Raw genomic sequence first — 25,224 nt, forward strand, 5'->3', positions numbered from 1 at the left:
CCATGGAACTCGATGCCAGGCTGCAGGAAGGGATAACCGCACACCGCAGCGGCAATCTGGAGGCAGCCCTGGCGGCCTACAAGGATGTCCTGACTGCCGACCCGGACCATGCCGACGGCCTGCATTTCCTCGGCCTGCTTCATTTCGATGCGGGCAAGGCGGACAATGCGATCGTCCTGATCCGCAAGTCGCTGGAAAACAACAAGAGCAATGCGGCGGCATACAACAATCTGGGCAATATCCTGAAGCTTGAAGGCAAGTCCGACGAAGCCCTCGAGGCCTATGTTCGCGCGGTGGAAATCGAACCACGGCATCAGGACGCCTGGAGCAACATCACCGTGATGCTGGAAGGCTCGACAAACAACGACGACCTCTTGCCGATCCTGACGGAAATCGTCCGGCTGGATCCGGACAATCCGAATGCCTGGCACAATTATGGCCTTTCCCTGATGCTGGCCGGACGCCGGCACGAAGCGGCCGACGCGCTGGAACGCTGCCTGGAATTCGGGGCGGACGTCTGGTCCGACCCGGTCTGGCATGCGCGGGTCCTGTGCTCTCTCGGCCGCAAGGACCGAGCAATCGAGCACCTGGAAGGTGTCGTTGCCGCCGATCCCAACAACAAGGTTGCCCTCTATCAGTTGGCCGCCGTGCGTGGCGACAGGATGGACCACGCGCCCGAAGACTATGTCAAAGACCATTTCGACAGTTTCTCCGAAAGCTTCGACGAGGTGTTGACGAACCTTGGCTACCGCGCGCCGGAACTGGTCGCAGCGGAAGTCGCCGAACTGGCCGCCACCCGGCAGAACCCGTTTCAGGATGTGGTCGATCTGGGTTGCGGCACCGGCCTGTGCGGGCCCTTGATCCGCGAACATTGCGTCAAGCTCACGGGCATCGATCTGTCGCCCGGAATGCTGCGCAAGGCGGCTGCGTTGAACGTGTTCGATTTTCTGGTTGAAGGCGAACTGGTCGGGTTTCTGACATCCGATCTGCCAACCAGGTTCGACCTTGGCGTTTGCGTCGATACCCTGTGTTACATCGGCGATCTGCAGCCTTTCATGAATGCGCTCGCCGGCGCCTTGCAGCCGGACGGCGTCCTGATCGCCAGCGTGGAACACCTCGACGAACCGTCTGGCCCCGATTACAGGGTCGACCCGACGGGACGGTATGCCCACACGCCGGCCTATCTCAGGCGCGCCGCGGAGACCGCCGGGATGATTTACGAAACAGAGAAACCCGTGGTGCTGCGCCAGGAGCTTGGCAACGAAGTCCATGGTTTGATCTTCCGCTTGCGAAAGCCTGGCATCAGTTCACGTTGACAGGCTGTGCAGGCGGGAAGCCACGAAAGCTGTTTTATGCGGTTGTGCCGAAGCGTAAAGTTGCTACGGTGTCGCCGTTGGGAACAAGTGTCCGTTTGGAGGGACCATTAATGTCGGAATGCAATGTTCTGCTGGTGTATCCGCGCTTCAATGCCGGTTCATTCTGGAACTATGGTGCAACCTGCGAAATGGTGGGGGCCAAATACCCCGCTCCTCCTCTCGGCCTCATCACCGTTGCCGCAATGCTGCCGGACACCTGGAACGTGCGTCTGATCGATCGCAACACCGGCGAACTGACCAATGACGACCTCGACTGGGCCGATATGGTGATGACGGGCGGCATGCTGCCCCAGCAGGCCGATTGCCTTGCCGTCATTCGCCGGTCTCAGGCAAAGAATGTTCCCGTTGTTGTCGGCGGCCCGGACGCCACGTCTTCTCCGGAAGTTTACGAGGCAGCCGATTTCCTGGTGCTTGGCGAAGCCGAAGGCATTCTCACCACCTTTATTGACGCCTGGAAGGAAGGCGTGCGCAACGGCCGTTTCTCCGCCGAGAAATTCAAGGCAGACGTTGCCTCCAGCCCCGTGCCGCGTTTCGATCTTCTGAAATTCGACGATTATGTGCAAATCGGCGTGCAATATTCGCGCGGCTGCCCGTTCACCTGTGAATTCTGCGACATCATCGAGCTTTATGGCCGCGTGCCGCGCACCAAGACCAATGACCAGATGCTGGCCGAACTCGACCGGCTGTACGAGCTCGGGTACCGGGGTCATGTCGACTTCGTCGACGACAACCTGATCGGCAACAAGAAGGCCGTGAAGGGCTTTCTTCCCGAACTGGCAAAATGGCAGAAGGAACGAAACTATCCGTTCGAAATGTCGACAGAAGCGTCCCTGAACCTTGCCGATGACGAAGCCCTTTTGAAGATGATGCAGCAGGCCGGGTATTTCTCCGTCTTCATCGGCATCGAAAGCCCGGATCCCGAAGTTCTGGTGGCAACGCGCAAGAAGCAGAACACCCGCCGCGACATCGCCAAGAGCGTCCACAAGATCTACGACGCCGGCATCTTCGTGCTGGCAGGCTTCATCGTCGGCTTCGACGAGGAAAGCGACAAGGTGGCCGACGAGATCTCGGCGCTGATCGAGGAAGCCGCGATCCCGGTGGCCATGACCGGGCTGCTCTATGCCCTGCCCAACACCCAGTTGACCCGCCGGCTGGCCAAGGAAGGCCGCCTACATGCCGACTTCGCCACCGATGATCCGGATACGGAGCATGGCGACCAGTGTACCGCCGGCCTCAACTTCACCACTGTGCGCCCGCGCGCGCAGATCCTGGAAGACTTCAAGCAGGTCATCGACCGGGTCTATGGGCCGGAAGCCTATTTCGGCCGTGTCCAGAGAGTGGCGTCCATGCTCGACATGAGCGGTGCCAACGGCTCGATTTTCGGTGCTGGTTTCTTCCATGACATCAAGATGTTCGGCCGCCTGATCCTGGCGATGACCTTCAAGGAGACGACCTACCGCGGCCCGTTCTGGAAAACCCTGGCCAAGACCGCCTTCACCAATTTCCGGGCGATCAAGCCGGTGTTGATGATGCTTGCGCTCTATGTGCACCTGGGGCCGTTCTCCCGGTTCGTCATAGCGCAGATCGACAAGCAGATCGCCGAAATCGAAAAAGGCAACTGGGAACAGCCGGCACTGGTGGCCGCCGAATAATCGGAAAAGGTCACCCGTCCTTCGTTCGCAGGATTGGCGGAAAAGAGTTGCGGTCCGGTACCTCCAAACGCAGCGCGCTGGGGTTTATCCTGGTCACGCTTGTTCTCAACTCCATGGGCATCGGCCTGATGATGCCGGTCATGCCTTCGCTTCTGACCGAACTCACGTCCCTGCCCGTGAGCGAAGCCGCCCGCTGGGGTGGCGCGCTCAGTGTCGTCTACGCCTTTATGCAATTCGCATTCGGCCCGACGCTCGGCAACCTGTCCGACCGGTTCGGCCGCCGTCAGGTGCTGCTGGTGTCCATGTTCACCATGGCTGTCGATTATCTGATCATGGCACTGTCCTGGCATCTTGCCGTTCTGTTTGTCGGCAGAACGCTTTCAGGTGTTGCCGGAGCAACCTACTCGGCGGCCTCCGCCTACATCGCCGATGTGTCGTCCAAGCAGGACAGGGCGAAGAACTTCGGACTTGTCGGGGCCGGATTTGGCGTCGGTTTCGTACTTGGGCCGATGATCGGCGGTTTTCTCGGTGAATATGGATCCCGCGCGCCGTTTTATGCGGCTGCGGGCCTTTCGTTCGTCAATTTTCTGTTCGGCTATTTCATGCTGCCGGAAACTCTGAAGGACGAAAACAGAAGACACTTCGACTGGAAACGGGCCAATCCGTTCGGCGCGCTGAAGCAGATCGCCGTTTATCCCTCGGTGCGCACGCTGCTTCTTGCCATCTTCCTGCTCGACATCGCCCATTACGTCTATCCATCCGTCTGGAGCTACTATGCGGAGGAAGTCTTTGCCTGGAGCCCCGGCGATATCGGCCTGTCGCTGGCTGCTGTCGGCGTCGGCTTTGCCTTCGTTCAGGGATATCTGATCCGGGTTCTAGAACCGAAGCTCGGGCCCGGCCGGACGCTCTTCATCGGCCTGGCAGCCAATCTCATAGCCTTCGCCGGTCTTGCCGTCGCCGATGCGGGCTGGATGGCCTATCTGCTGATCTCCTTTGCGGCGCTTGGCGCGATGGCAACGCCTGCCTTCACCGGCCTGATGTCGGTTCGCGTGCCGGACAATGCGCAAGGTGAATTGCAGGGTCTGATCGCAAGTGCCGCTGGCCTTTCCATGGTCATCAGTCCCCTTGTGATGACGCAGGCCTTCGCCATGTTTTCCGGACCCGGCGCGGTGGTGTTCTTTCCGGGCGCGCCGTTCGCCCTGGCAGGCCTGCTGATCCTCGCCGCCATGCTGATTGCCCTTCCCTTCATGCGTCTTCACGAAAAATTGCCGTCTTCTTCCGAGTTGGGCGATCGGAAGACGCCAGCCGAATAGTCAGGTTTCCCCGACATGTCAGCCACTTTCCCTTCCCTTCTCGATGGTCCTCGCCTTGCGCCCGCCTCCGGCAATCCCGCCCGCCAACTGGTGGTGATCCTGCACGGCTATGGGGCAGATGGCCCGGACCTGATCGATCTTGGACGTGCCTGGCAGGGACAGCTTCCCGACGCCGCCTTTGTTGCGCCAAACGCTCCGGAGCACCTTCCTTTTGAAGCGCTCGGCGGGCGGCAATGGTTTGCGCTCCAGGAACGCGACCTCAACGAATACCGCCTTGGCGCACAAGCCGCCCAACCGGTGCTCGACCGGTTTCTGGACGACGAACTGTCCCGACTTTCTCTCGATGACAGCTCGCTGGCCCTGGTCGGCTTCAGCCAGGGCGCCATGATGACCTTTCAATGCGGCCTGCGCCGCCGGTCTCCTCCGGCAGCGCTTATCGGCTATTCCGGACTGTTGCCGGGAGCAAGCCAGCTTGATGGGATCAACACGCAAAGCCCGGTGCTGATCGTGCATGGCCAGGAAGACGATGTCGTTGCCAGCTATCACGCGGAGGCGGCGCAACAGGCGCTTGACGAGGCCGGAGTGTCCTTGAGCCTGCATCTGTTGTCTGGCCTCGGCCATTCCATCGATGAACGCGGCATGGTGCTGGGCGGGCGGTTTCTCGAAAAGGCCTTCGGTTGCGGCAGACCGACGTGAAGTCCGCCCGATATTGGTTAATGGCCTGTTAACGGTTTTGGAGGATGATTTCTGCAACTGTGCCGGACCAGGAAGGGCCGGACAAGACGGGATCCGAAGCCATGCAGATTTCCATCGAAACCACCACGCAAAGCGCCAGCCTGTTTTCGGCGTCCTTTTCAAGTGGCGGTGCTGAAGGCCAGAAGAACGATCCCAAGGGCAACGCCTATGGCCACGAGATCGGCCAGCGCAATGGCCACGACAAGTCCCCCGCAGTCAGCGTTCTGGAAGCCGCCAACAAACAGGCCGAGGAAGACGCTGTCGTCATCGCCGCGCTTCAGGATGCGGTCGAAAAAGGCAAGGGCAAGGACGATGATAAAGACAAGGACGGCGCGCTTGCGACCGTCGAGGACTACCAGAAGACCGCCGGCAAACTGAAGGCGGCTCTTGGTGAAGAGGACAGCGGCGCGTCGGCCAATGTGGCCTATGAAAGCGCGACCATTTCAACGACCACGATCGAAGCCGAGATTGACGGCGAAACCGTCTCCGCTCAGTTCGTGTCCTTCGAACGGGTTTCCTACGACAGCGAAACCGGTCTTTCAGTCCGCTCCGCAAACGCCTCTTCCATCGAAGGCAACTTCGACAACGGTTCCTTCAGCTACCAGAGCGCAGCCGTCAGCGAACTATATGCAGGCACGGGCGACCAGGTGTCCAACCTGTTGGGCCTGGTCGCCTGAAGCGACACGCTTCCATGCGTTTTCCCGCATCTTGAGGGGCTGATTGGCCTCTAAATACGGCCGTAAGGGCCTGTGCTGAATGCGGTCTTGCCGCTGAGGCGACAAACCGGGATGACACGCCATGGAGGATCCACCGAGGTTCCAACCCAAGGACTTCGGAACTCCCGCCAAGTAGCAAAAAGGGGAGCCGAAGCTCCCCTTTCCCAGTGCCTCAGGCCTTTTTCAGGTAGGCGACGATGATGTCGAGCGCTGCCTGAAGATCGCCCTTGTCGATCATTTCGGTGACCGTGTGGATGTAGCGGGTCCCGACGACGATGCCGATTGCCTTGGCACCGGCAGCCGCCTGCTGGGCAGCCGCGCCGTCCTGACCGCCGGCTGCCAGCATGGTGCGCTGGAACGGGATCTTTTCCTTGACCGCGATGGCTTCGAATTCCTTCACCAGGTCCCGGTCGGCGATGAAGCTGGAATCCTTGACGTGGAGACCGAAGCCCTCACCCTGCACCGTGGTGCGGTCCTGTTCGGGAACGCCCGGTGTGTCGCAGGAAAGCGTGGTGTCGATGCCGAGCCCGATGTCCGGTGCAATGGCGAAGGAGGCTGTGCGTGCCCCGCGCAGACCCACTTCTTCCTGACAGGTGAAGGCGACATGGATCTCGCATTCATGCTTTGCCTTGCCCAGGCCCTTGATCGCCTCGATGCCGAGCCAGCACGCAATGCGGTTGTCGAGCGCCTTGGAGACGACCTTGTCGCCGATCTCGATCAGCGGCTCGTCCATGGTGACCATATCGCCAACCTTGACGATGTCCTTGGTCTTTTCGCCAAGGCCCATGTCGATGACAAATTCCTTGGGTTCCGGCACCTTCTTGCGCTCTTCCGGCGAAGAAATGTGGATCGGTTTGCCACCCGGGTTCATCACGCCCTTGAAGTCGCCTTCGTCGGTAGACACAAGCACGCGGCGGGAAAACAGGTTGCGGGCATCGAAGCCGCCGACCGGCTGCACATGGACGAAGCCCTTGTCCGTGACATGAGAGACCAGAAAGCCGATCTCATCCATATGACACAGGAGCATGACCTTCTTCGGAGTGCCCTTCTTGGTGGACTTGCGGCTGTCCCGGCGGCAAAGCAGCGAGCCCATCGGGTCGACGGTAACCTCGTCGAACAAGCCCTTGATTTCCGCCCGGATCAGGTCCCGGACCCGGTGTTCGTGACCCGGAACACCCGGCGTTTCGCAAAGACGGCGAAGAAGATCGATATTCATGAAACTTCCTGTGAAGGTTGAAAAATCGGCACGATCCTAGTCCGAAAGGCCGCGCGGGATAAAGAGCCAAGAGGGAATAGTTCTAAAAGAGAGGCTTGTTGCAGACCCGCAGCCTGCGATAAGCCTCGGCGAAACACAGCACGCGCGCCCTCGGGAACCACCTTCCTTCCCACCGCCTGAAGGCACAGCGCTTCCCCTTTAATGGAAAGGCAATTGACGTTGACCTCTCTCTGTTCCGACACCGTTCACGTTGAAACACGCGCCGTCCCGGTCGGCAGCAGCACCGTTCTCGTTCGCATCTGGACACCTGAAGACCGTTTGCCCGGCAAGGTGCCGGTGCTTCTGTTTCACGATTCTCTTGGATGTATTGCCCTCTGGCGCGATTTTCCCGAACGCCTTGCCCTTGCCAGCGGACGGGTCGTCATTGCCTATGACAGGCCCGGTTTCGGGCAGTCTTCTGCGCGCAGCGATATATTGCCTGCCAGCTTCATTGCGGATGAAGGCAGAACGGTGGTGCCCGCGCTGTGCGACCAGTTGGGTGTCGGCCGGTTCGTTGCCTGCGGCCACAGCGTGGGGGGCGGCATGGCCGTGCACACGGCCGCGCAGCATCCGGATAAGGTCACGGCCCTGGTGACGATAGCCGCTCAGGCCCTGATCGAGCACCGCACGCTGGAAGGTGTCCGGGAAGCACGCACCGCCTTTGCCGATCCGGAGGCGTTCGAGAGGCTGACCCGTTACCACGGCGCGAAAGCGCGCTGGGTTCTGAATGCCTGGACGGAATCATGGCTCTCGCCTGCCTTTGCCGATTGGTCGCTTGATGATGCGCTTGCCGGTGTCCGCTGCAGCACAATCGCCATCCACGGCGCGCTCGACGAATACGGCTCGCCGCGCCACCCGGAACACATTGCCAGGATCACTGGTGGACAAAAGGTCGTGCTGCCGGATACGGGCCACATTCCTCACAGGGAGTGTCCCGAGGTGCTGGTCGAAACCATTTGCGGGTTTCTAGCGAACGCTTCCTGAGGCCGGTTTCGGCTAATCTGCGCAGAGTCTTCGCAGATTGACCGGTCCGGTTTAACTTCTTGCTCGTCAATTTCGAAAAATCGTCCACCTGTTTTTCGCTTTGCCATTGCAGTGTCGCATTTGATGACAACATTCTATCGGTAAGCAAAAAGCGTCTCCCGTCTTTGCGGAGAGATGTATCGCCTTCCATTGCGACGACCCCGGGGAACCCCATGGCCCAGAAAAAACGTTTTATTCTTTCCATTGACGGTGGCGGCATTCGCGGCCTTATTCCGCTTCGCCTGCTTGAGACTCTCGAGAGCCGATTGAGTCAGCGCGGCGTCAGCACGCCCCTGCACCAGATTTTCGATCTGATGGCCGGGTCGTCGACCGGTGGCCTGATTGCCGCCGGCCTTTCCGCCCCGCGTCCTGGCGGTTCCGCCGGTGCTCCCGCAGCATCGATCAGCGAACTCCGCTGCTTTTTCGAGCGCGAAGCTCGGGAGATCTTCAAGTCTTCGATCTCGGCGCGGTTGGCACGCACCGTTACCAGTTCGCTCGGCCTGTTTGACGAAACCTACGATCCGCGTCCGCTTGAAAGAATGCTGAAAGAGCGGTTCGGCTGGACGTCCATGGCCAGTGGTCTCACCCATCTCGTGCTGACCGCCTACGACCTGGAACAACGCAAGGCGGTGTTCCTGACGAACGGTGTCGAAGCCAGCGGCAGCCGACCGGACGACTATTACTTCTGGCAGGCCGTGCGCGCGACCACCGCAACCCCGTCCTATTTCGAACCGGCGCGCGTTGAAAACCTCAGCCGCCGTCGCGAGGAAGCCTTGATCGACGGAACGGTGTTCATGAAGGACCCGACCGTGGCGGCTTATCTGGAAGCCCGTAATCTCGGTTGGGGTGACGACGAGATCGTCATCCTGTCGCTTGGCACCGGCCGGGCGCCCAGCCGGCCCTTCCTTTACAAGGATGCCGTCGGCTGGGGGGCTCTCGGCTGGCTGCAGCCCTCCAAGGGGGCGCCGCTGATGTCGATCCTGGCCGATGCGCAAAGCCAGACGACCTCCGACCAGGCACACCAGCTTTTCGCCGAACTGCCGAACGTGAGCTACCACAGGCTCGATGGCGAACTGCCAGCGGAAGCCGAGGACATCGACAATGCCCGGCCTGGCAACATCATCACGCTGAACGGTGCGGCGGACCGGGTGATCCGGGACAACACCGTGTTCCTGGATGCCTTCGCCGACATGATCGCCGCGCATGTGGATAATAGCGAATCGGATGCGGAGACGCCCGATTTGGTGCATGCTGCCTGAGGATTGAAATGGCCGGCGCATGGCGCGGCCAGACACCCAGACTGGCGCACGAGGTTTCGACGTGAAAGCGGGCAAAACAGGCAAGCGAACCGGCTGGACCTTTGCGGTGTCCGGCCTGATGGCATTTGCGGCGGCTCTTCAGGTTTCCTGCCTTGTCGCGTCAGCCACGCCGGTGCCCTCCGTCAAGCCTGCCGATCCTGCAGCCGAAGCCTATTCACCAACCGTGGAAATCGTGGCCGGCGTCCCGGTTCCGGCAAAGAAACGCGACGTGCCCGAAGGCTATGTCGCGAAGAGACCGAACCTTGCCCTTCGTGGTGACCAGCCTGCCCGCGACTACTTCGGGGCCGCCAACGGCCCTGCCCATCTGAAGGCCCGTTCGATCGGGTCCTACGCCAAAGGGTGCCTTGCAGGCGGCGCAGAGCTGCCGACGGACGGACCGACCTGGCAGGCGATGCGCCTGTCACGCAATCGCAACTGGGGCCACCCTGTCCTGATCGACTATCTCAAGGACCTGGCGAATGACGCTCCGAAAGTCGGCTGGAACGGGCTGCTTGTCGGCGATATCGCCCAGCCACGTGGAGGTCCGATGACATCCGGCCATGCCAGCCACCAGATCGGCCTCGACGCCGACATCTGGCTGACGGAAATGCCGAACCGCCGTCTGACCGCACAGGAGCGAGAAGACATCTCCGCCATTTCGATGCTGATCGGCCCGATGGACGTCAAGGGTGCGGACCGGCGGGTGGATCCCAAGAAATGGTCCAACAAGCACGCCAGACTGATCCGGCGCGCTGCTTCAGACCAGCGTGTGGCGCGTATCTTCGTCAGTCCGACGATCAAGAAGGCCCTGTGCGATTTCCAGAAGGGCGGCGACCGCTCCTGGCTGCGCAAGGTGCGGCCATGGTGGGGACATCACTATCATTTCCATGTACGCCTATCCTGCCCCAAGGGCAGTGTTGGCTGCGAAAACCAGAACCCGCCGCCCCCCGGCGACGGCTGCGGCGCCGACCTTGCCTACTGGCTGTCGGATGAACCCTGGGTGCCGAAGAACCCGCCCAAGCCGGGCGAGCCTCCGAAGGTGGTCAAGAAACGCCCCATGGCGCTGGCTGCCCTGCCGAATGACTGCCGGGATGTGCTGACGGCCAATTGAGACGGACTGGATAGCGCCTAATCTTCCGGCGACTGCATCGGTCCCAGAACCTTGGCGACGAAGACCAGATCCAGCCAGCGGCCAAACTTTGTGCCGGCTTCCGGCAAGCGCCCGGCGACATGAAAACCGAGTTTCTCGTGCAGGGCGATAGAGGCCGCGTTGCCGCCGTCGATCACGCCAACCAGCACATGCAGGTTCTTGGCGATGGCAATCTCAATCAGGCGCTCCAGCAGCGCGCGGCCAATGCCGCGGCGCTGTGCCGCCGGGTCGACATAGACCGAGTGTTCCGCCGTCAGGCGATAGCCTTCGCGCGGCCGGAACGGCCCGAAACTGGCAAAACCAAGCACGGCATCCGTGTCGTCCACCGCCACCAGAACCGGAAGATCCTGCTTCATCCGCCCCTCAAACCAGGTCAGTCTTTCGTCCAGCGTTTCCTCGCGATTTGTCCAGGCAGCCGTCGTCTCGCGCACGGCCTGGTTATAACGCGTCAGAATTGCCGGGACGTCTTTCGGTTCTGCATTGCGGATCAACATCGGACACTCTTGTGGGGCTGTTCAACTCGTCTCTGCCGATACAATCTAGATCACACTTTAAGATTGAATTGCCAAGACAAATGTCTGCCGCGAACTACGTCATTTGTCGGGGGCGACAGATCCCGTTGGCCATGGGGGACCCCGGCATTCCGCTGAGGGTACAAAAAAGCACCGGAATTCAACGCCCGCGGGCTTCAATCCACTAGGCGAAATCGAATTGCAGTGGTAAAGGGGCGGCCATGACGACGAAGAAGCTTTCCAACATCCGCAACTTTTCCATCGTGGCTCATATCGATCACGGCAAGTCGACGCTGGCCGACCGCCTGATCCAGATGACCGGCACGCTGACCGACCGCGAAATGACAGAGCAGGTGCTCGATTCGATGGATATCGAACGCGAGCGCGGCATTACGATCAAGGCGCAAACAGTGCGCCTGATCTACAATGCCAAGGACGGCGAACAATATACGCTGAACCTGATCGACACGCCGGGCCACGTGGACTTTGCCTATGAAGTGTCCCGCTCGCTTGCGGCCTGTGAAGGCTCGCTGCTGGTGGTCGATGCCTCGCAGGGTGTGGAAGCGCAGACGCTTGCCAACGTCTATCAGGCCATCGACAACGATCATGAGATCGTCACCGTCCTCAACAAGATCGACCTGCCCGCGGCCGAACCGGACCGCATCAAGGAGCAGATCGAGGATGTGATCGGCATCGATGCGTCGGAAGCCTGCATGATCTCCGCCAAGACGGGTCTTGGCGTCGATGACGTGCTGGAGGCGATCGTCAAAAAGCTGCCGCCACCGGAAGGCGACCCGGACGCCACGCTAAAGGCGATGCTGGTCGACAGCTGGTACGACACCTACCTTGGCGTTATGGTGCTTGTCCGGGTCATAGACGGGTCCCTCAAGCGTGGCCAGAAGATCAAGATGATGGGCACGGGCGCTGCCTATGACGTTGACCGCGTCGGCGTCATGACCCCGAAATTCCTGCAGGTGGACGAACTGAAAGCCGGCGAGATCGGCGTTATCACAGGGTCCATCAAGGAAGTTGCCGACACCCGTGTCGGCGATACCATCACCCTGGAAAAGAAACCCTGTGCGGAAGCCCTGCCGGGCTTCAAGCCGGCTCAGCCGGTCGTGTTCTGCGGTCTTTTCCCGGTCGATGCAAACGACTTCGAAGACCTGCGCGCTGCCATGGGCAAGCTGCGCCTCAACGATGCCTCGTTCTCCTTCGAAATGGAAACCTCCGCCGCTCTCGGCTTCGGCTTCCGCTGCGGCTTCCTCGGCCTGCTGCATCTGGAAATCATCCAGGAACGGCTCTACCGCGAGTTCGACCTCGACCTGATCGCCACCGCCCCGTCGGTGGTCTACCAGATGTCCCTGACGGACGGTTCGGACGTTGAACTTCACAACCCGGCCGATATGCCGGACATCGTGAAGATCGCCGAAATCCGCGAGCCATGGATCCGCGCAACCATCATGACCCCGGACGAATATCTGGGCGGCATTTTGAAACTGTGCCAGGAACGGCGCGGTCTTCAGATCGACCTGTCCTACGTCGGCTCCCGCGCGATGGTGACCTACGACCTGCCGCTCAACGAAGTCGTGTTCGACTTCTACGACCGTCTGAAGTCGATCTCCAAGGGTTATGCATCGTTCGATTATCAGATTTCGGACTATCGGGCCGGCGATCTCGTCAGGATGTCGATCCTGGTCAACGAAGAACCTGTCGATGCGCTTTCCGTGCTCGTGCACCGCAGCCAGGCGGAACGCCGCGGCCGCGCCATGTGCGAAAAGCTGAAAGAGCTGATCCCGCGGCACATGTTCAAGATCCCGATCCAGGCAGCCATCGGCGGCCGGGTGATTGCCCGCGAGACCATCTCGGCCCTGCGCAAGGACGTGACCGCCAAGTGTTACGGCGGTGATGCCACCCGTAAGCGCAAGCTGCTGGAAAAGCAGAAGGCCGGCAAGAAGAAGATGCGTCAGTTCGGCAAGGTCGAAATCCCGCAGGAAGCCTTTATCCAGGCCCTGAAAATGGACGATTGAGAACCCGCTTGGCGCAACGCGCCAAGCCAAAGCTCCAGCGGACCTACGGCGGTTTTCGAACGGCGGGCGATGCACGGCTTTCCGTGACAAGAGGTATCAGCGCCAAGGTTTGCAAGGCCCAGGTCTTGCCTTCGGCAAACCGGCGTGACAAACGTTGCTCCTCTTTGCCCTCCTGATTGAAGCGCCATAGACCGGCTGAAAAAGCCCGCCCGCGGCGCCCCCCCAAGCAAGGCCTTGCCATGACTATCGAACAGACCCTTTCCGACCGCGCCGGCAATGCCTGCGAATTCTGCGGTGCCACCGATGCGTTGCAGCCGCTCGACGTTGGCCCGGATGCTGACGGCACCGCGGAGATGGCGGTTCTCGCATGCACGACGTGCGCGGATCAGATTTCAGGCGCTGCCGATGTCGATCCCAAACACTGGCTCTGCCTGAATGAAGCTGCCTGGAGCCAGGTGCCACCGGTTCAGGTTGTTGCCTACCGCATGCTTTCAAGAATGCCTGATGAAAGCTGGGCGCGAGATCTCCTGGACATGCTGTATCTGGAAGAGGATACACTTGCCTGGGCAAAGGCCGGTCTTGGCGTCGCCAGCACGAACGACGATGACGGTGTGGTCCACAAGGATACCCACGGCGCTGTTCTTGCTGCCGGCGACACGGTGACCCTGATCAAGGATCTCAAGGTCAAGGGCGCCAACTTCACCGCCAAACGCGGTACCGCCGTGCGCAACATCTCCCTTGTTGCGGACAACGCCTCCCAGATTGAAGGGCGTGTGAACGATCAGCGCATCGTCATCCTGACGGAATTCGTGAAGAAGGCCTGAGTGCTCCGGCAGGCTCGTCAGTCCACAGGCACGACCAGCCCCGTCGCGCCTCCCTCGACGCATTTGGCGTAGGCAAGACCGACACGCCGGGACGAGACGTGTTCGTGACCGGGGAACATGGCACCGTAGCGGTTGGCCGAGACCTCCAGAAGTCCGGGACTCACGACATTGATCCTGAGACCACGTGGCATGTCGATGGCCGCCGCTTTGACAAAGCCGCCGAGCGCGCCGTTGGTGGTGGCCGAGCCCGAACCGACCCGGATCGGGTCCCTGTCCAGAATTCCGCTGGTCAGGGTGAACGATCCGCCCTCGCTCACAACCTTCAGGCCCTTCAGAACGAGATTGATCTGAGTAAGCACCTTGTTCTTCAGGCTGTAGAGATATTTTTCGCCGGTCATCTCCGCCAACCGGCCGAAAGCAACCTCCCCGGCAGCACAGATAACCGCATCCACGAGGCCGGCTTCCGCATACATGGCCTCGATGCTTTCCTCATCGGCAAGGTCCACCTTGATATCACCCGCTGAGCGCCCGGCAGTGATGATCTCATGACGGGTGGAGAGCTCGGCACAGGCTGCCTGCCCGATCGCTCCGGCTGCACCAACAATGATGATCTTCATGGGCGTTGTCCTTCCAGTTTGTCGTAAATGGCAAGCTTCTCGGCAAGAACCTCTTCGCGGCGGTCGAGATCGGCGCGTTTGCGTTTGAGGGCTTCGGCATGCCCAAGCAGCAAAGCCTTGCGCTCGCTGACGGTGCGCCCGCCCTCGCGGTAAAGCGCAGCGAAGCGCTGCATGTCCTTCATCGACATGCCGGTCTTGCGCAGCCAGTAGAGCAGCGTGAGCCACTCCACATTCTCGGGAGAAAACCGGCGCAGGCCGTCCGCCCCGCGGTCTATGGCAGGAACGATCCCGGACTTCTCGTAGTACCGGATCGTATCGGCGCTCAGGCCGCTTCTGACGGAGGCTTCCGAGATCAGCATGGGTTCCACTCTTGTTGGTCAGGTGAACCCTAGCTCCCTGGAGCAACTCCAGGTCAAGGGCTCAAAGATGTTCCCTGAAAGCGCCGAGAATCGCCGAGGCGATGTCGTCCTCGCGGCAGAAGAGCGTCATCTTTGTCTTCGGCAAGACCGGAAGCTGATAGAGGTCGCCAACCTCACGGCAGCCGGCCGGAATGTTGCGCCTGTCGAGGCAGGCGATACCGAGGCCGGCACTGACCGCTGCCTGGATGGCGCCGACACCAGTGCCGGTGAAGGCGTCTTCATAGGAGATCCCGGCGTCCTTCAGCGTGCCTTCCGCCAGGCGCCTGAGGGCGCATGTCTCGGACAGGGCGACAAGGGGAAGTGCCGCGCCCGCCTTCCAGGCAAATTCGCGGGAGGCCGTCCAGACAAGGTTCTCCTCGAAGGCCACACGGCCGGTACCCTCGACATCTTCGGAGCGCACCATGACCGCGCTGAACAGCCCTGCCTTGAAATCAGTATAGAGCGTATCGGAATAACCGACAGCGACGTGCAGACGGTGCTCCGGCAGAGCCTTGCTGAGCGAGGTGATAATGGCCGGCAGGCGGCCTCCGGCGGCATGATCGCTGATGCCGCAACGCAGCTGTCTTTGAACGGATGGGCCGGAAACACGGGCTGCCACACTGTCATGCAGGTCGATCAGGCTGCGTGCATCGTTCAGAAACCGTGCGCCGAAACTCGTCAGCCGGACGGAGCGTGGCGACCGGCTGAGGAGGGTGTTGCCGAGACGGTCTTCCAGCTTCTTGATCTTGACGCTGATAGCAGACTGGCTTGCGCCCGTCATCTGCCCTGCCCGGGTAAAGCTGCCTGTTTCGGCAACGCGCACGAAAGCGCGCAGAAGATCCATATCGAGATCGGTCATTCAATCATTCTAATTTATGATTTTTGAAATATCAAAGATTTGTTTCTATTATCTTCAGCACCCCGATAAAATTGGCTCATTCCCGAAAGACGGAGGACATGATGCCGCTTACCAACGTTTCCCTGCTGAAGGGCTCCAAAACCGCAGCCCAGAAAGCCTCGATTCTGGATGAAATCTATCAGTCCATGCGCGAGACCTTCGGTGTGCCGCAAGACGACAAGTTCATGATGATCACCGAACATGCGCGCGAGGATTTCCTGTTCGGCCGTCATTTCATGAACATCGACCGGTCTGATGACCTTATCATCATTCAACTGACCGTCAGCGACACGCGCAGCGTCGAGCAGAAGAAGGCGCTGTTTGCACGGATCGCCAGAGGCCTTGCCCGCGAAGTCGGCATTCGGTCCGAGGACATCTTCATCAATCTGGTGGAGACCAAGCTGGAGAACTGGTCGTTCGGACACGGCGTCGCGCAATTTGCCGACAGGCAGCCGGTTGCGGTTTGAGCACATCCCTGGGCAGCAGCAACAGGCCGCTTCGCCCACCCAAAAACAGAAACGGCGCCGGGTTTATGGCCCAGGCGCCGTTTTCTGATTTGCAGATCTTGTCCAACCGGCCATCCATCGCGGAGGGTCGATCGGAAGGGTCACAGACCGGCCTTTCAGCCGGCCTTCGGCCTTAGCGCCGGTTGAGCGGCAGATCGGCCAGCTCGCGCTGGGACATACGCACGATTGCCGGATGGGACAGCGGGTCGGTGCGGTCATAAGCGGATGCCGGACGGGCCGTCATGTAGCGGCGCATAAACAGTTTCATCATGAGGTTCAGTCTCCTTATTATTGTTTTTTGCATGGCCAAATTCCTTCTTTGAATTTAGCTATGCTCTCTATATAGACGCTCCCATCCGCTAAAAAAATCGACTTATTCTGATTTTCAGTTTAGTTTTTCTAAATGAAGAACCTCAACAGCATTCACCTGTCCGGCCTTCGCGCCGTTGAAGCCGTCGCCCGACTGGGCTCCGCCAAGGCGGCTGCAAACGAACTCGGGGTCACGGTTGGAGCCGTCAGCCAGCAACTTCACAAGACCGAAGCGCAGCTAGGGGTGCAACTGTTCGAGCGGCAGAACCGCCTGTTGCTGCCGACCGCACATGTGCTTGCAATGCAACCGCATCTGACCAGCGCCATGTCCTCCCTCTCGACCGCCATCGCCACCACCCAGCGCGGACGCGAGGATGCGCTGACGATCTCCGTTGCGCCGGTTTTTGCCGGCAAGTGGCTGGTGTGGCACCTCAAGAACTTCAACAAGGCACATCCGGGCATCAGGGTTCGGGTAGAAGCAACGGTGGATCTGGTCGATCCGGACATGAGCGATGTCGACCTTTGCATCCGCGTCGGCAAGGGGCCCTATCCGGGCGTGAGGGCAGAACAACTGCTGCACCAGCGGGTGTTTCCCGTGTGCAGCCCGGCGCTGGCGGAACAGATCAGGGAACCGAAGGACATCGGCAAGCTGCCGATCATCCGCGACCCCGGGCAAATGTTTACCTGGAAGACCTGGCTGGATCTCTTCGGCCTTGATGAAAGCATCCTGCAGGACGGTCCGACCTTCTCTGACGGCTCCCTGTGCCTCGATGCGGCGATTGCCGGCCATGGGGTGTTCCTGGCCTGGGAAACGCTGGCCGTCTATGCCGTCAAATCCGGTCAGGTGATCGCGCCCTTCCCGGAACGGCCGGCCACCGGCAGCGCCTACTGGCTGATCAGTGGCAAGAACGCCCCGCAGACCAGAGCCAAGAAAGCCTTCGGCGACTGGCTGCGCGAAGAACTGCAGGGCTCCATCGGCAGACCGAAGGGGGCAGATGCGGTGGAGGCATAAGCCAAGCTGATCGCAGCTCACCTCCGGCAGAGCCCTCGGCTAGTCGACACCCGCGATGGATTTGCCCAGAACGTCGGCCTTCACCGCCCCCCGCGAGCCCATTGGCCGCTCCGGCCCGACGGTGCTGTCCCGTTTTGTCTGCGCCTCCATCTCGCCATTCAGCTCGGCGCCGAGCAGGACGATATAGGCCGATATCCAGAGCCACATGAGCAGGATGATGACACCTGCAAGACTGCCGAAGGTTCTGTTGTAGCTGGCGAAGTTCGATACATAGACCGAAAAGCCGTAGGACGCGGCAAGCCACAGCAGGCAGGCGATAACGGCACCGGGCGTTATCCATTTCCATTTTGCGTCGGTTCTGGAGGGCCCGAACCTGTAGACGAAAGAGAGCCCGGTAACGGTCAGAAACCCGAGAATGATCCAGCGCGCAGAGGACAGGACCCGCTCGAGCCACTCCGGCAGGGCGAGGTAACTGAAAACGACCGGCAGCAGCAGCGCGGAAATTATGCCCATCATAAACGCAAGAACGAGCAGCAAGGTCATTGCCAACGTCCGGGCCTTCAGCGCAATGAAGCCGCGCTTTTCGACCTCGTCATAGGCAACGTTGAGCCCCTCCATGATGCTGGCCATGCCCTTGGAGGTGGAGTAGATCGCAATACCCAGACCGATGACGAATGCAAAGCCGAGCCCGGTGTTCTCGCTGCCGGCGACATCGGCGGCCTGCGCCAGAATGATCTGCGACGCTTCCTGAGGGAGGAAATTCTTGATCAGCTCCAGCTGACGGCTCACCTCCACGGGCTCAACAACCAGTCCGGACAATGCGGTGAGAGCGGTTATGGCGGGGAAGATGGCCAGAAGGCCGTAGAAGGCGACGCCTGCCGCGATCAGGTCGATATGGTCGCGCTGGACCGCGTTCCAGACGCGCACGGCTATGTCCAGCCAGCCAACCGGCGGGATATCTTCCGGACTGACGGCTTCTCTTCCACGTGTCATGCATGCCCCCTCTGGTACCTGAACGCCCGGCTGTCCACGGACGTCGGCAAACAGCAGGGAACTCAGCAAGTGAACGCCTGTGCGGGAAATGAGTTCCTCTACGTGGCAATCGGCCCCTTCCCCCTGCCCTCGGCCCCGTTGCGCGGTGGACTGCCTTTTCCGCTTGCCATCGCCCCGCCTTTCGCTACATTGACGCCCCATGAGCGATCGTACAGCACATATCCGCCGTTCCGGACTTCCCGAAGGCTGTCAGGCCCTGTCCGGGATCGACGTGCGTCTCATTGAGCTGCAGGGCCCCGCCTGCGGGCGATTTACGCGCTAACGCGCTTTAATTCCGGCGCTTTCCATCTCTTCGGGAACTCACGCAATAATGCGCATGAGGCCGTGGCAATCGCTGCGATTATTCGCTAAAAGACCCCGACTTTCTGTTTCGACACCTCCGCGCGCAACGCGCGAACCGATGACCGAGTACGCATGTCCAACCTCGACACTCTTGAAACCGATCTTCTGGCCGCCATCGAAGGCGCCGGGACCGAAGCCGCCCTGGAAGACATCCGCGTTGCCGCCCTTGGCAAGAAGGGCTCCATCTCCGAGCAGATGAAAACGCTCGGCAAGATGACGCCGGAAGAGCGCCAGGTGATGGGCCCTGCCCTCAACGGCCTGAAGGCGAAAATCACCGACGCAATCGCCGCCCGCAAGGACGTGCTGGCGGAAGCTGCGCTGGAAGCGCGTCTGACCAGCGAGCGGGTGGATATCACCCTGCCCCTGCGCCCCACACCCGTGGAAACCGGCCGCATTCATCCGGTCAGCCAGGTTATCGACGAGCTGACGGCGATCTTTGCCGACATGGGCTTTTCCATCGCCGAAGGCCCGGATATTGAAACGGATGAACTGAACTTCACCGCGCTGAACTTTCCCGAAGGCCATCCGGCGCGCGAGATGCACGACACGTTCTTCTTCAATCCGAAGGAAGACGGCGAACGACTGCTGCTGCGCACGCACACCTCGCCGGTGCAGATCCGGACCATGCGCAGCCAGGAACCGCCCATCCGCGTCATCACGCCGGGACGGACCTACCGCTGTGACAGCGACCAGACCCACACGCCGATGTTCCACCAGGTGGAAGGTCTCGTGATCGACAAGGGCAGCCATTTCGGCCACCTCAAATGGGTCCTGCGCGAATTCTGCAAGGCCTTCTTCGAAGTTGACGACATCAAGATGCGTTTCCGCCCGAGCTTCTTCCCGTTCACCGAACCGTCCATGGAACTCGACATCCAGTGCGACCGGTCCGGCGGCGAAGTGAAGATCGGCCAGGGTGAGGACTGGCTGGAAATTCTCGGCTGCGGCATGGTTCATCCGAACGTCATCCGTAATTGCGGGCTCGACCCGGATGTCTACCAGGGGTTCGCCTGGGGCATGGGGATCGACCGTATCGCGATGCTCAAATATGGCATGCCGGACCTGCGCGCCTTCTTCGATGCCGACGTCCGCTGGATCCAGCATTACGGCTTCCGACCACTCGACCTGCCGACGCTGTTCGGTGGTCTGTCCAGTTAACCGCCTGAATTTGGGGGGCGCCACCATGTCTATGCTGATCCGCATCGTCCTTGCCGTCCTGCTGACCGCTGCCGCCCTGTTGCCGGCAGCGGCACAGACCGCCGACAAGGATACGCGCGTTGCGACGCCGACCTCGTTCCTGGAGGCTTGCGCCGAAAAGATCGAGAACCGGGGCCGCCTTCGCTTCTGCGACACCTATTTCCGCGAAAAACTGGGCACCGAAGCCGATGCGCTGCTGTATCTTCGGGACCGGATCACGCGTCTGCGGGCCGGCCATGAAGAAAGCTCGACCGAGAAGTACCACAGCTTCCTGCAGGCGATTTATATCGTAGCCTTCCTGACCATCGCTTCGATCGTTCTGATCGCCAGCGATCGCCGGATCGGTGGCACCGCAAAGTGGGCCGGCCTAACCAGCACCGCTGCTCTTCTGGTGATGGTGGTCATTGTCGCCATGGGCTGGCTCGGCAAATACCGGGCCGAATACTCTGCCCAGATCGAGCTAGGCATCCTGCGGGACCGGATCGAGACGGAAGCGGCCCAGGCGATCGCCACCAAACAGCAGATCACGCCGGAGATGGTGCGCGGCTGGACCCGTGACTTTTCCGATATCGGCCGCCGTTTTGCCGAGAATTACGGCGCTGCGACCATCATTCCCGAAGTGGACCGGCTCGGCAACTGACGCCTCCACATCCCGTTTCGCGGTTCTGACGCCGCACCAAGTTTGAAGAGATCGAAAGATGAAATTCACCCTTTCCTGGCTCAAGGAGCATCTGGAAACCGACGCCAGCCTTGAGGAGATCGTTGAACGTCTCACCCTTATCGGCTTGGAAGTCGAGGAAGTCACCAACCGTGCCGACCGCCTGAAGCCGTTCAAGATCGCGAAGGTTCTGGAAGCCGAGCAGCATCCGAATGCAGACCGCCTGCGCGTTCTGAAGGTGGACACCGGCGAAGGCGATCCGGTTCAGGTTGTCTGCGGGGCTCCCAATGCCCGCGCCGGTCTTGTCGGCGTGCTCGGCAAGCCGGGCGACTATGTTCCCGGGCTCGACGTCACGCTGTCGGTCGGCAAGATCCGCGACGTGGAAAGCTTCGGCATGATGTGCTCGGAGCGTGAGCTGGAACTTTCCAACGAACATGACGGCATCATCGACCTGCCGGCGGATGCGCCGGTCGGCATGACCTATGCCGAGTGGGCAGGACTTGACGAGCCGGTCATTGAAATCGGCCTGACCCCGAACCGTCCGGATTGCACAGGCGTCTACGGCATTGCCCGCGACCTTGCCGCTGCCGGTCTCGGCAAGCTGAAGGAACGCAGCAATGATCAGGTTCGCGGCACCTTCCCCTGCCCGGTCGGCGTCACTCTGGACTTCGGCGACACCAAACCGATGTGCAAGGCCTTTGGCCTGCGCCTTGTCAAGGGCGTGAAGAACGGCCCGTCGCCGAAATGGCTGCAGGACCGCCTGACCGCCATCGGCCTCAGGCCGATCAACGCCCTTGTCGACATGACCAACTACATCACCTTCGACCAGGGCCGGCCGCTGCATGTGTTCGACGCGGACAAGGTGCATGGCAATCTTGTTGTGCGCCGTGGCAGGCCTGGCGAGACGATCGACGGCCTCAACGGCAAGACCTATGAGCTCGACGATACGGTCTGCGTCATTTCCGACGACAACGGCGTGGAAAGCCTTGGCGGCATTCTGGGCGGGGAGCCTTCGGGCTGCAAGGAAGAAACCGTCAATGTGCTGATCGAATCCGCTCTGTGGGACGAAGACGACATTGCTGCCACCGGCCGCAAGCTCGGCGTCAACACGGATGCCCGTTACCGCTTCGAGCGCGGCGTCGATCCGGACTACATGATGCCTGGCCTGGAATACGCCACGCGCATGGTTCTGGACCTGTGCGGTGGTGAGGCCTCGGAAACGGTTCAGGCCGGGTCCGTGCCGGAAACCAGCAAGATCATCGAATTCCCCTATTCGGAAATCAAGCGCCTGTCCGGTGTCGACGTTCAGCCTGCGGAGGCCAATGTCACGCTGAAATCGCTCGGCTTCTGGGTTTCCGGCTCCGGCGACACGGTCAAGGTGGCCGCGCCGAGCTGGCGCCCGGATATCGAAGGCAAGGCCGACCTCGTGGAAGAGGTGGTGCGGATCATCGGTCTGGACCGGGTGCCGTTCACGCCGCTGCCGCGCACCGGCACCGTGGGTCAGAAAGTGCTGACCACCGGCCAGATCCGCCGCAACAAGGCGCGTCGGGCCCTGGCCGCCCGTGGCTTCAATGAAGCGGTCACATGGTCGTTCATCGCCAAGGATCACGCCGAGCTCTTCGGCGGCGGCAGCGCCGCGCTGGCGCTGGCCAATCCGATTTCCACCGAGATGTCGGACATGCGCCCGAGCCTGCTTCCGGGCCTGCTCGTGGCTGCGCAGCGCAATGCCGACCGCGGATACGGTAATGTTGCCCTGTTCGAGGTCGGTCAGGTGTTCGAGAACGACACTCCGGAAGGCCAGAAGATGGTCGCGACCGGCGTTCGCCGCGGGTCTGCGAAGCTACAGGGTGCCGGCCGGCACTGGTCTGGCGTTTCCCAGACCGTTGACGTGTTCGACGCCAAGGCGGATGCCGAAGCGGCGCTGGCGGCCATCGGTGCTCCGGTGGACAAATTGATGGTGTCGGCAGACGCTCCGGCAACGTTCCATCCAGGCCGGTCGGGCTGCCTCAAGCTCGGCCCGAAAAACGTGCTGGCGGTGTTCGGTGAAATTCATCCGCGCACGCTGCAGATGCTCGACATCGAAGGGCCGCTGGTCGCGTTCGAGATCTACCTGGATGCCTTGCCCGAACCCAAGGGCAAGGGCGGCCGGTCCAAGGGCGCGCTCAATGTCAGCGGTCTGATGCCGGTCCAGCGCGACTTCGCCTTCCTTCTCGGCAAGGACGTTTCGGCCGAGGCACTGCTGAAAGCCGCCCGCGGTGCAGACAAGACCCTGATCAGCGATGTCACGCTGTTCGATATCTACGAAGGCCAGGGCGTGCCTGAAGGGCAGAAGTCCGTCGCGATCGACGTGACGCTGCAGCCGCGTCAGAAAACCCTGACGGACGAAGAAATCGACGCGGTGGCGAAGAAGATCATCGCCAATGTCGAAAAGGCGACCGGCGGCACGCTGAGAGGCTGATCGGCTTTACAGAAGACGGAATGAAAGAAGGCTGCGCGAAACACCATCGCGCGGCCTTTTTTACTGGCGGGTCTGCCCCATTTCGGCGCACACCAGAACGGAACACTTCGGATCGTCCTTCGTCGGTACGAAGGTCGGGCGCACGGTCTGCCCCGAAAAACACTGGTTCCGACCGGCCACGAAGCGGTCGAACTTGTAGGGCCCGGATTTCAGATTGATGCCACCGAATCTCTTGATCAGATCCTGGGTCTGGGCACAGGTCAGTTGGGTCGTGTCCGGCTGGCGCCGGGTCTGCGCTTCGGCCTGCAGTGCAGGCACAATAGCCGCCCCCATGAACAGGCCTGCCTTTAGCGCGAACTTCGCGATTATTAGCGGTTTTCTTGTATTATTCTCGTTCATCGCAAGGCCTTTCCTGAGTATTCAGGCGAAGTCATGTATTAAATGTCTGAGATTTCCAGCAGTAGGCAATCCGCATTTCATATTTGTGGAACGGTTTCCAATTGCAACACAGCATTGCCCCGTCAGCTTGTGAAATAGCAAGAAAAGACTGCAAGGCGGTTAAGACATCTGCCTCAGTTCGCTGTTTTGGAGTGCTCTCGTTAAACGCACCATCCGGGCGTATGACCATCTGTAACCGGCAGGGTGTTAAAGCCTGTCAAGGCTGGCACTGAATACCTATTGCGACGACGTGGCCAATGAGCTTTGACAGGCAGTCGCTCAATCGTACCGCCAGGGCTGGGGATTGATGCAGCGAAGCACGTAGCATTTCGCATTGTCCTTCGTCGGGATGTAGTCCCGGCGCGTAACCTCGCCGTGCTGACAGAAGCTCCGGTTCGCCACGTAACGATCGAACGTGTAGCGTCCTGTGCTCATCACGACAGCACCGCGCTGATTGATCATGGACTGGGCCTGGCCGCACGACATGGTGGTGGAATTCGGCCGTGCGGATTGAGCGGCGGACGGGAGAGTGGCCGCAAGCACCGCTCCGCAAGTGGCCAGTGCAGCGATCAGATGTTTGCGTGGCAAGGTGTTCATCGGCAATTCCTGAAGTCTCAATGCGCCCCTGAAAGAGATGGCGTCGTCATGGCTCATGTCAAGTCGGCGCTGCGCCCATCCGGTAGGTTTGCGTGCCTTCGCGCGGCTACTTCCGGCACGCTCTCTTCATTCTTCACGGCTCGCCATTCCCCCAGAATCGGATAGGTTGGCCCCTCGCCAAAAGAGGACCCGCACATGAGCGCCGAATTGCAGATGAACGAACGCGATGCATCGTTGGGTGACCCCTATTCGGCGAGTGAAGACGCGCGGCTGGCAAGGCTAGAGCAGATCATCCGATCCATCCCCCATGTGATGGAAATTCTGACGACACTCCGCGATCTTGACCTGCCGGATGCCTGGCTCGTATCGGGTGGCATCTACCAGACCGTCTGGAACGTCCTCACCAACCGCCCCATGCTGCATGGCATCAAGGACTTCGACATCATCTATTTCGATGGCCAGGACCTCTCCTACGAGGCCGAAGATGCCGTCATCGGCAAGGTCAACGAGGCTTTGCCGGAGTGGGTCAGCCTGCTGGAGGTGCGCAATCAGGCCCGTGTGCACCTGTGGTACCAGCAGCGTTTCAGAAGACCCTATCGCCCGCTCGACTGTGCAATGGATTCCCTGGTTACCTATGCCTCGCGCACCCATGCGGTGGCGGCGCGACTGACAAAGGACGGGCGCATGGTGCTGCATGCGCCCTTCGGCCTTGCCAACCTGTTCGGCATGCGTCTGGTGCCCAATTACACCCAGCCGAACGCAGAGACATACGTGGAAAAGGCGGAGCGGATGAAAGCGCTGTGGCCGGAGCTGACGGTTGTTCCCTGGGACAACGCCTGAGAAACTGGTGATCCCTCTGCGCT

26 protein-coding genes are annotated in these 25,224 nt (G+C 60.7%); 17 read left to right on the forward strand and 9 right to left on the reverse strand.

The window, feature by feature from the left end:
* Window positions 1-2 precede the first annotated feature (2 nt).
* The 5 genes from V1T76_RS04225 to V1T76_RS04245 all read left to right on the forward strand — a co-directional run bounded on the left by V1T76_RS04225 (window position 3) and on the right by V1T76_RS04245 (window position 5,753).
* Complete coding sequence (locus tag V1T76_RS04225) at window positions 3-1,316, forward strand: tetratricopeptide repeat protein (RefSeq protein ID WP_330559353.1); 1,314 nt, start codon at window positions 3-5, stop codon at window positions 1,314-1,316.
* A 110-nt stretch (window positions 1,317-1,426) separates the two neighbouring features.
* Window positions 1,427-3,028, forward strand: coding sequence for a B12-binding domain-containing radical SAM protein (locus V1T76_RS04230; protein ID WP_330559354.1), 1,602 nt, complete (start codon window positions 1,427-1,429; stop codon window positions 3,026-3,028).
* A 47-nt stretch (window positions 3,029-3,075) separates the two neighbouring features.
* Window positions 3,076-4,341 carry a TCR/Tet family MFS transporter gene (locus tag V1T76_RS04235; protein ID WP_330559355.1) on the forward strand — a complete coding sequence of 422 codons (1,266 nt, stop codon included), beginning with the start codon at window positions 3,076-3,078 and terminating at the stop codon, window positions 4,339-4,341.
* A 15-nt stretch (window positions 4,342-4,356) separates the two neighbouring features.
* The gene (locus V1T76_RS04240) at window positions 4,357-5,037 is read left to right on the forward strand and encodes an alpha/beta hydrolase (protein ID WP_330559356.1); all 681 of its coding nucleotides are present in this window, start codon (window positions 4,357-4,359) and stop codon (window positions 5,035-5,037) included.
* Between the two features lie 44 nt (window positions 5,038-5,081).
* Window positions 5,082-5,753 carry a hypothetical protein gene (locus tag V1T76_RS04245; protein WP_330559357.1) on the forward strand — a complete coding sequence of 224 codons (672 nt, stop codon included), beginning with the start codon at window positions 5,082-5,084 and terminating at the stop codon, window positions 5,751-5,753.
* 211 nt (window positions 5,754-5,964) lie between these two features.
* Here the strand turns inward: V1T76_RS04245 and V1T76_RS04250 are convergent, their stop codons facing one another.
* A complete protein-coding gene (locus V1T76_RS04250) occupies window positions 5,965-7,008 on the reverse strand; it encodes a M42 family metallopeptidase (RefSeq protein ID WP_330559358.1) in 1,044 nt (347 codons plus the stop codon).
* Window positions 7,009-7,221: 213 nt separating this feature from the next.
* Here V1T76_RS04250 and V1T76_RS04255 point away from each other — a divergent pair, with 213 nt between their 5' ends.
* The 3 genes from V1T76_RS04255 (at window position 7,222) to mepA (ending at window position 10,479) form a co-directional block, all read left to right on the forward strand.
* On the forward strand, window positions 7,222-8,031 hold the full coding sequence (locus tag V1T76_RS04255; protein WP_330559359.1) for an alpha/beta fold hydrolase: 810 nt from the start codon (window positions 7,222-7,224) through the stop codon (window positions 8,029-8,031).
* Between the two features lie 212 nt (window positions 8,032-8,243).
* Window positions 8,244-9,329, forward strand: a complete 1,086-nt coding sequence (locus V1T76_RS04260; protein ID WP_330559360.1) for a patatin-like phospholipase family protein — start codon at window positions 8,244-8,246, stop codon at window positions 9,327-9,329.
* Between the two features lie 19 nt (window positions 9,330-9,348).
* A complete protein-coding gene (gene mepA / locus V1T76_RS04265; protein WP_330559361.1) occupies window positions 9,349-10,479 on the forward strand; it encodes a penicillin-insensitive murein endopeptidase in 1,131 nt (376 codons plus the stop codon).
* Between the two features lie 17 nt (window positions 10,480-10,496).
* On the opposite strand, the gene V1T76_RS04270 is transcribed toward mepA, so the two are convergent.
* Window positions 10,497-11,012, reverse strand: a complete 516-nt coding sequence (locus V1T76_RS04270; protein WP_330559362.1) for a GNAT family N-acetyltransferase — start codon at window positions 11,010-11,012, stop codon at window positions 10,497-10,499.
* 239 nt (window positions 11,013-11,251) lie between these two features.
* Here V1T76_RS04270 and lepA point away from each other — a divergent pair, with 239 nt between their 5' ends.
* Window positions 11,252-13,057, forward strand: coding sequence for a translation elongation factor 4 (lepA, locus tag V1T76_RS04275; protein WP_330559363.1), 1,806 nt, complete (start codon window positions 11,252-11,254; stop codon window positions 13,055-13,057).
* 239 nt (window positions 13,058-13,296) lie between these two features.
* Window positions 13,297-13,881, forward strand: coding sequence for a PhnA domain-containing protein (locus V1T76_RS04280; protein ID WP_330559364.1), 585 nt, complete (start codon window positions 13,297-13,299; stop codon window positions 13,879-13,881).
* Window positions 13,882-13,898: 17 nt separating this feature from the next.
* On the opposite strand, the gene V1T76_RS04285 is transcribed toward V1T76_RS04280, so the two are convergent.
* From V1T76_RS04285 to V1T76_RS04295, 3 genes are all read right to left on the reverse strand, one after another.
* Window positions 13,899-14,498, reverse strand: a complete 600-nt coding sequence (locus V1T76_RS04285; protein ID WP_330559365.1) for a short chain dehydrogenase — start codon at window positions 14,496-14,498, stop codon at window positions 13,899-13,901.
* A complete protein-coding gene (locus tag V1T76_RS04290) occupies window positions 14,495-14,857 on the reverse strand; it encodes a MerR family transcriptional regulator (protein ID WP_330559366.1) in 363 nt (120 codons plus the stop codon). Before V1T76_RS04290 ends, V1T76_RS04285 begins: the two co-directional genes overlap by 4 nt.
* A 61-nt stretch (window positions 14,858-14,918) precedes the next feature.
* Window positions 14,919-15,755 (reverse strand): LysR family transcriptional regulator, encoded by an 837-nt coding sequence (locus V1T76_RS04295; RefSeq protein WP_330559367.1) that lies wholly within the window; start codon window positions 15,753-15,755, stop codon window positions 14,919-14,921.
* A 98-nt stretch (window positions 15,756-15,853) separates the two neighbouring features.
* On the opposite strand from V1T76_RS04295, the gene V1T76_RS04300 reads away from it, so the two are divergent.
* Complete coding sequence (locus V1T76_RS04300) at window positions 15,854-16,261, forward strand: tautomerase family protein (RefSeq protein ID WP_330559368.1); 408 nt, start codon at window positions 15,854-15,856, stop codon at window positions 16,259-16,261.
* A 172-nt stretch (window positions 16,262-16,433) separates the two neighbouring features.
* On the opposite strand, the gene V1T76_RS04305 is transcribed toward V1T76_RS04300, so the two are convergent.
* Window positions 16,434-16,571, reverse strand: a complete 138-nt coding sequence (locus V1T76_RS04305; protein ID WP_006934065.1) for a hypothetical protein — start codon at window positions 16,569-16,571, stop codon at window positions 16,434-16,436.
* A 132-nt stretch (window positions 16,572-16,703) separates the two neighbouring features.
* Between V1T76_RS04305 and V1T76_RS04310 the strand changes: the two genes are divergently transcribed.
* Complete coding sequence (locus tag V1T76_RS04310) at window positions 16,704-17,621, forward strand: LysR substrate-binding domain-containing protein (protein ID WP_330559369.1); 918 nt, start codon at window positions 16,704-16,706, stop codon at window positions 17,619-17,621.
* 39 nt (window positions 17,622-17,660) lie between these two features.
* Here V1T76_RS04310 and V1T76_RS04315 read toward each other — a convergent pair whose 3' ends face one another.
* Entirely contained in the window at window positions 17,661-18,614 is a 954-nt protein-coding gene (locus V1T76_RS04315; RefSeq protein WP_330559370.1) for a YihY/virulence factor BrkB family protein, read from the reverse strand.
* 199 nt (window positions 18,615-18,813) lie between these two features.
* On the opposite strand from V1T76_RS04315, the gene V1T76_RS04320 reads away from it, so the two are divergent.
* From V1T76_RS04320 to pheT, 4 genes are all read left to right on the forward strand, one after another.
* Window positions 18,814-18,936 carry a hypothetical protein gene (locus V1T76_RS04320; protein ID WP_330559371.1) on the forward strand — a complete coding sequence of 41 codons (123 nt, stop codon included), beginning with the start codon at window positions 18,814-18,816 and terminating at the stop codon, window positions 18,934-18,936.
* Between the two features lie 152 nt (window positions 18,937-19,088).
* Window positions 19,089-20,171, forward strand: a complete 1,083-nt coding sequence (gene pheS, locus V1T76_RS04325) for a phenylalanine--tRNA ligase subunit alpha (RefSeq protein ID WP_330559372.1) — start codon at window positions 19,089-19,091, stop codon at window positions 20,169-20,171.
* Window positions 20,172-20,196: 25 nt separating this feature from the next.
* Window positions 20,197-20,850: a phenylalanyl-tRNA synthetase subunit alpha gene (locus tag V1T76_RS04330; RefSeq protein ID WP_330559373.1), complete on the forward strand. Its 654-nt coding sequence runs from the start codon at window positions 20,197-20,199 to the stop codon at window positions 20,848-20,850.
* 58 nt (window positions 20,851-20,908) lie between these two features.
* A complete protein-coding gene (gene pheT / locus V1T76_RS04335) occupies window positions 20,909-23,326 on the forward strand; it encodes a phenylalanine--tRNA ligase subunit beta (protein ID WP_330559374.1) in 2,418 nt (805 codons plus the stop codon).
* 60 nt (window positions 23,327-23,386) lie between these two features.
* On the opposite strand, the gene V1T76_RS04340 is transcribed toward pheT, so the two are convergent.
* Together V1T76_RS04340 and V1T76_RS04345 are read right to left on the reverse strand one after the other, a co-directional pair.
* On the reverse strand, window positions 23,387-23,725 hold the full coding sequence (locus V1T76_RS04340) for a hypothetical protein (protein WP_330559375.1): 339 nt from the start codon (window positions 23,723-23,725) through the stop codon (window positions 23,387-23,389).
* Window positions 23,726-24,043: 318 nt separating this feature from the next.
* Window positions 24,044-24,361 carry a hypothetical protein gene (locus V1T76_RS04345; RefSeq protein ID WP_330559376.1) on the reverse strand — a complete coding sequence of 106 codons (318 nt, stop codon included), beginning with the start codon at window positions 24,359-24,361 and terminating at the stop codon, window positions 24,044-24,046.
* 195 nt (window positions 24,362-24,556) lie between these two features.
* Here V1T76_RS04345 and V1T76_RS04350 point away from each other — a divergent pair, with 195 nt between their 5' ends.
* Entirely contained in the window at window positions 24,557-25,201 is a 645-nt protein-coding gene (locus tag V1T76_RS04350; RefSeq protein WP_330559377.1) for a nucleotidyltransferase family protein, read from the forward strand.
* Window positions 25,202-25,224 lie beyond the last annotated feature (23 nt).

This window comes from Roseibium sp. FZY0029 (assembly GCF_036350355.1).
Taxonomy (GTDB): domain Bacteria; phylum Pseudomonadota; class Alphaproteobacteria; order Rhizobiales; family Stappiaceae; genus Roseibium.